At 74.3% G+C, this 6,010-nt stretch carries 6 protein-coding genes; all 6 read right to left on the bottom strand.

From position 1 onward, the window contains the following. The coding region (locus FNH08_RS42475) for a GNAT family N-acetyltransferase (protein WP_407704565.1) at positions 1–1,140 on the bottom strand (1,140 nt) is incomplete at its 3' end. Next, positions 1,137–1,808 (bottom strand): YveK family protein, encoded by a 672-nt coding sequence (locus FNH08_RS42470; protein WP_152776851.1) that lies wholly within the window; start codon positions 1,806–1,808, stop codon positions 1,137–1,139. The genes FNH08_RS42475 and FNH08_RS42470, both read right to left, overlap by 4 nt. Next, on the bottom strand, positions 1,805–2,953 hold the full coding sequence (locus FNH08_RS42465; RefSeq protein ID WP_322726352.1) for a glycosyltransferase: 1,149 nt from the start codon (positions 2,951–2,953) through the stop codon (positions 1,805–1,807). Before FNH08_RS42465 ends, FNH08_RS42470 begins: the two co-directional genes overlap by 4 nt. Before the next feature lie 4 nt (positions 2,954–2,957). Further along, the gene (locus FNH08_RS42460; RefSeq protein ID WP_152776853.1) at positions 2,958–3,650 is read right to left on the bottom strand and encodes a polysaccharide deacetylase family protein; all 693 of its coding nucleotides are present in this window, start codon (positions 3,648–3,650) and stop codon (positions 2,958–2,960) included. A gap of 58 nt (positions 3,651–3,708) precedes the next feature. Continuing rightward, the gene (murJ, locus tag FNH08_RS42455; RefSeq protein WP_152776850.1) at positions 3,709–5,358 is read right to left on the bottom strand and encodes a murein biosynthesis integral membrane protein MurJ; all 1,650 of its coding nucleotides are present in this window, start codon (positions 5,356–5,358) and stop codon (positions 3,709–3,711) included. Beyond that, on the bottom strand, positions 5,355–6,010 hold a 656-nt coding region (locus tag FNH08_RS42450; protein ID WP_194238817.1), incomplete at its 5' end, for an O-antigen ligase family protein. The genes FNH08_RS42450 and murJ, both read right to left, overlap by 4 nt.

Genomic DNA, 6,010 nt, shown 5'->3' with positions numbered 1-6,010 from the left:
GCCCGCCGCCGCGCGTTGCCTGTGACGACGGACCAGCTCCTTTCCCCGGCTGCGCGCGGCCACGTCGCAGACGACCGCCGACAGCAGCGGTGCCGTGCGCCGCCGGGCGAGGAGGAGCCGCTGGTTGGCCACGGCTTCCGGGCGCCAGTGCAGCTTGTACGCCTCGGTCCCGCGGAGCATGCTCAGCACCTGGTGGCCGCCGGCGCTCGCGAGCTCGGCGCAGGCGTGCAGCAGCATCGTGGCGACGTCCACCTTCAGCGACCGCAGCCGGGGATGGGCGCCGTACAGATAGGCGCACGCCAACTGCCGTGACAGCAGGGTCACATCGACGGCCAGGACGTCACCGTCGACGCGGAACTCGGTCACCACGGCGTCCCCGGACCTGACCATCGGGCCGAGGGAGCGGACCAGGTGCTCGTGGAACCGGGGCCGCAGGTGCTCGGGGGTCACCGTGCGGCCCTGCCACTGCAGCCGGTGCAGGTCGAGCATCGTGCGCAGGGCCGTGCCCACCTCGTCGTGGGGTACGGCACGCGGCTCGACGCCGAGACGGCCGAGCTTGCGGATCTTGGCCCGGACGCGTTGGGCACGGGCGGGCGGCAGCCGCGTCAGCAGCTCGTCCATCGGGTGGGCGGGCAGCTCCAGGCACAATGAGTCGGCGACCCGCCGCCGGGGACCGCGCCACAGGTCGAACACACGCTCCACGGCCGCACCGGGCCGCACCCCGCGGAAGTCGATCAGCGCGGTGCGGGCCAGGGTGAACAGCGCCGAGGTCAGCGCCACGGCCGCGTGATCGGCCCGCTTGTCGTCGATGAGGACGTCCGCGTGGTCGGAGATCGCGCCGCCCAGCGGGACCAGGGCGGGCAGCGGCGAGCGTACGAGCGTGAGGGGAGCGGCGGCGAGCAGTTCCCCGCCCTCGCGCACCAGCACGATCCTCAGCCGCCCCGGACTGCCGTACGACAGCCACCACGAGTGGAGCCAGGCGTGACTCTGGAACGGTGTGGCGGCGGAGCACCGCCGGTGCAGGCGGGTCCAGGCAGGGCCGAGCCCGGCGAACTCGTGCTCGTCGGTGCAGAGTTCGGCGTACAGGGTGCGGCCGGGGCGATCGGTACCGCCCTCCACGGCCCGGAGCGTGCCGGTCACAGCTTCCGCTGCGCGTCTGCGGCGGTGGCCGGGCCGGGCACGGACGCGGCCGGGGCGGCGTCGGCGCCGCGGCGGGGGCGGACCAGCAGGAGCAGGCCCCCGAGCAGCCCACCCGTGCTGGCGCCCACCAGACCCGTCACCGCCGGCGAGGCCGAGGACGCCTCGGTGGGCGGGGTGGCACGCGCGAACTGGTGGAGCGTGACATGCGTGCTGTCCTCGGAGTGGTTCGCGTGCCGCGTCAGGGCGCGTGAGACGGCGTTGGCCATGTCGGCGGCCAGGTCGCGGCGCTCGGAGGTGGCCGAGACGGAGACCATGGGCGCGTCCGGCGAGGTCGCCGTCCGTACGCTGTCCCGCAGCGTGCCGACCGGCACTCCGGCCCACACCTGCGCGTCCCCGAGCACCGCGAGCTGCGTGGCCACGCGCCCGTAGGCCTGCGCGAAGCCCAGCGCGGCCTGGGTGTCCGATCCCTTCGCGGGCACGGCGACGACATAGTTCGTGGCCGTGTACGTCGAGGGCTTGACGGCGCCGTACGTGCTCCCGGCCACCCCGCCGAGCAGGACTCCGGCCACCACGAGGGACCAGACGGGCAGGGCCTTCACACGGGCGAGGGCGGCCGTCGCCTGGGAGCCCCCGGGCGTGCGGTCGGTCTTGTCGACGATGTCGGTCATACGGAACTCACTCCCAAGGACGGGCTTCCGGAAGGCGTGCGGGTAAGGGCGGCCGCGTACACGTCCATGAGCTGGGCGGCGCTGCGGGTGATGCAGTAGTGGTGGGCGGCGGCGGGGACGGCGCGGGATCCCGAGCCCTCGGCCCGGGCGTCGAGCAGGGCGCGCACGAACGAGCCCTCGCCGCCCGGCACACGCCGGGCGCCGGGTGCCGTGCCCGGCGCCAGGTCCTCGACCGCGGGGCACGCGACGTAGAGCACGGGCAGCCCGGCCGCCAGGGCCTCCACGACGGCCAGCCCGAATGCCTCCTCACCACTGGGTGAGGCGAGGACGTCCATGGCGGACAGCAGCGACGGCAGATCGGCGCCCGGGGAGCCGTCAGCCGGCCGCTCGCCGGTCAGCAGCACCCGGTCGGCGGTCCCCGCCCGATGGGCGGCCCGCCGCAGCACGCTCTCCTCCGGGCCGCCCCCGACCAGCAGCAGCCAGACGTCGTCGGGGAGCTCGGCGAGCGCCCGGACGAGGACGTCGAACCGCTTGCTCGCCGTCAGCCGTCCGACGCCCCCGACGACGTACGCGCCTTCCGGCAGCCCGAGCCGTCTGCGGGTGCGCTCGCGCAGCGCGGGGTCGAAGCGGAAGCGGGCCAGATCGATGCCGTTCGGTACGACCTCGATGCGCGGGCCGGGCACGCCCCAGCCCCTCAGCCGTTCGGCGACCGTGGGGGAGACGGCGACCGTGGCGCTGCCCAGGCGTTCGCTCGCGAGGTACAGCGCGCGGACCCCGGCGGAGAGCCGGCGGCCCTCCATCTGCGACGCGCCCAGGGAGTGCTCGGTGGCGACGACGGCCCGCACACCGGCCAGCCGGGCGGCGACCCTGCCGTACACGCAGGCCCGGTACAGGTGCGTGTGCACGAGGTCGTAGCGGCCCGCGCGGATCAGCCGCACCAGGCGGGGGAGGGCCGTGAGGTCGCGGTTGCCGCTCATGCCGACATGGGTGACGCGTACCCCGTCGGCGGTGAGGCCGTCGGCGACCGGGCCCGGGGCGGTGAGCGTCACCACATCGCACTCGACCGGCAGATGGCGCAGCAGCAGCCGGAGTTGCTGTTCCGCGCCACCGACGCCGAGACCGGTGATGATGTGCAGGGCCTTCACGTCGTCAGGCCCCCTCGACGGGGCGGCGGCGCAGCCGGTGCAGTCGGTGCTTGAGGAACAGCCGTACGGAGGTGTCGTTCTCCCCGACGTGCACGCGGGGGAGGGCGTACACGCCGTTCAGCGGGCCGGGGTCGACCGCACAGGCGTAGGCGTACCCGGCGTCCCGTACCGCGTCCATGACCCGCTCGTCGAGGTACCCGTACGGATAGCAGAAGCCCCGGACGTCGGTGCCCGTCAGCTCGGAGAGCAGCGTCCTGCTGTCGGCGACCTCGGCGCGCAGCGTCGCGGTGCCCGCCTTGGTGAGGTCGACGTGGGTGAGTCCGTGCGAGCCGATCTCGATGCCCTCCGCGGCGGCGGCCGCCAGGATGCCCTCCCTGCCCAGCAGACGCTTGCGCGGGCCGAGCGGGTCCCAGGCGTTCTCGCCGTCCAGCCGCCCGGGGAGCACGAAGACGGTGGCCCCGCAGCCGTGTTCGCGCAGCAGCGGAATGGCGACGTCGACGAAGTCCGTGTACCCGTCGTCGAAGGTGAGGCCCACCAGGTTCCGTCCCTCGCCACGGGCCCGGGCGGCGAGCAGGTCGGCCATGCTCACCCCGCGCAGCCCCCGTCGGCGCAGCCAGCGCAGCTGGCGGGCGAGGCGGCCGGGGGAGACGGTGAGGCGGTACGGGTCGTCGGAGGTGTCGCCCACGGAGTGGTACATCGCCACCCACAGGCAGGTGCCGAAAGCGGGTCTGGTGCGGGCGGTCGGTTCGGTCGGCTCAGCGGTTACGGACATGTGGAAGCCTTCGTGTGACGGAACGGAGTGCGGGGATGACGCCGCCGGACCCGGTCCAGGCCAGCGGGACGAAGACGAGGGACACGACGGTGAGGCCCAGGGCGAGCCCGAGCACGGGCGAGTCCACGCGGCTCGCGCAGAACAGGCCCGCCACGCAGGCGAGCACGGCCGCCCGCACGGGCCTGCTCATGTCGGCCACCACCTGCCGGACACGGATCGGCACCCCGCGACCACTGACGCCGTGCAGCAGGAGCAGGGCCGTGACGGTGATCCCGGCGGCGTTGGCGGCGGCGATCCCGCGCACGCCCCAGCCGTCGGCGGTGAGGGCCCCGATCAGGGAGGTCACGAAGATCCCGGCGGCCATCGCGGCGAGCGGGTACCAGCTGGGCCGCCGGGACGAGAAGTACGAGCGGATGAGGGCGCCCACCATCGAGTGGCCCAGCAGCCCGAGGGCGTACACACGCATCACTCCGGCCGTGGCGGCGGTGTCCTGCGCGGTGAACGCACCGCGCTGGAAGAGGAGTTCGGTGATCTGCGGCGCACACGCGACGATCGCCGCCGCGCCGAGCAGCACGATGGACGCGACCAGGACCAGGTCCTTCTCCACCCGCTCGCGCGCCCGCTCGGTGTCGCCCTCGGCCAGCGCCTGCGCCACCACCGGGAAGGTGACGGTGCACAGCATCAGCGAGAACGTCATCGGGATCTGGGCCACCTTCTGCGCGTAGTTGAGGTGCGAGATGGCCCCGGCCGGGAGGGTCGAGCCGATGAAGCGCTCGATGAGCACCTGGCCCTGACGGCACAGCGCGAAGAGGAGGACCGTGCTGACCAGGGCGAGGCCGAGCGGGCGCTCCGGCTGAGCCGTTGCCACGGAGGCCGCCGCCTTGCGCCTGAGCTCCCTGAACAGCGACGGAAGCTGGGCCAGGATCATCAGGGCGCCGCCGACCGCGACCCCGACCGCCGCCGCACGCACTCCCCAGGCCCCGCCGAGGACGAACATCGCCGCGATGATCGCCGCGTTGTACGCCACGTAGATCGCCGCGGGTGCCGTGAACCGGCGGTGGGCCCGCAGCGCGGCGCTGCAGTACCCGGCGAGCCCGAAGGTGAACACACAGGTGGCGGTCAGCCGGGTGCAGTACACGGCGAGCCCGGGATCGGACAGCCCGGGCGCGAGCACCCCCACCACGTACGGCGCTCCGGCCATCAGCAGGGCGGCCACCCCCGCGAACGCCAGCGACAGCCTGGGCAGCGTGGTGGCGACCAGCGAGCGCACCGGATCGCCGGGGGCGCCCTGCGCACGGCGGGCCACGGCCACGCTGAGCATGGGCACCAGGACGATGGCCATCCCGTCCTCGATGAGCAGGGTGGCCGCGAACTCGGGGATGGTCCAGGCGACCAGGAAGGCGTCGGTCTCCGACCCGGCTCCGAACAGGTACGACAGCGCCTGGTCGCGCCCGAGGCCCAGCAGCGACCCGATGGCCGTGAGCACGGCGGTGACGAGGGTCGCCCGGGCGAGGAACCGGCGGGTCGGCGGAGCGGCGTCCGTGGACTCGGCGGTGGCCCGGGCGGTGGGCACCACGGACCCGGGCTCGGGCGTCGCGGCACTGTCGGTCACATGCGGAGGAGTGGTGGTCATGACGCCGCGGCCTCCTCCGGCTCGGCGGTACCGGCCGGCTGCTGGTCGGAGGTGCGCGGGGAGGACGCCGTGTCCGCGAGGGCCCACCACGCCGTGAGCCCCAGGGCCACGCCGGTCACCACCGTCGAGGGTCCGCCGATGTCGGCGTACACGAAGTCGACCAGCTGCCACACGACCAGTCCGCACGCGACGAGCCCGCAGTCGAGGCCACCGGACCCGCCCGGCCGCCCGTCGCCCGCGCGCCGTGCCCGCGCCAGCCTCCGCAGCCCGCACACCAGCAGCGCCAGCCAGCTCCCCGCCAGCGCCACCAACCCGACGAGCCCCTGCTCGCTCAGCACGAGGAGGTACATGTTGTGCGGCGACAGCAGCGGTTGCTTGCGGAACGTGATCCCGGCGCCCGCGATGTCGGCCCCGGAGGACAACGCCAGCGAGGCGCGCCCGTCCCGGTGCTCGGGGAAACCCTTCAGGCCCACGCCGGTCAGCGGCTGTTCGCGCCACATGTCGACGGCCGCCGCCCACATCGTGTACCGGTCGGTGACCGACTGGTCCGGGGCGTCCGTGACCTGCGTGATGCTGCTGATCCGCTCCTGGAACACCGCCGAGCCGATGCCCGCCCCGCCCACGAGGATCACCCCGACGGCGGCCACCGCCG

It is taken from the genome of Streptomyces spongiae (assembly GCF_009377185.1).
In the GTDB taxonomy this organism is placed as follows: domain Bacteria; phylum Actinomycetota; class Actinomycetes; order Streptomycetales; family Streptomycetaceae; genus Streptomyces; species Streptomyces spongiae.
This window is presented reverse-complemented; position numbering and strand designations above follow the sequence as displayed.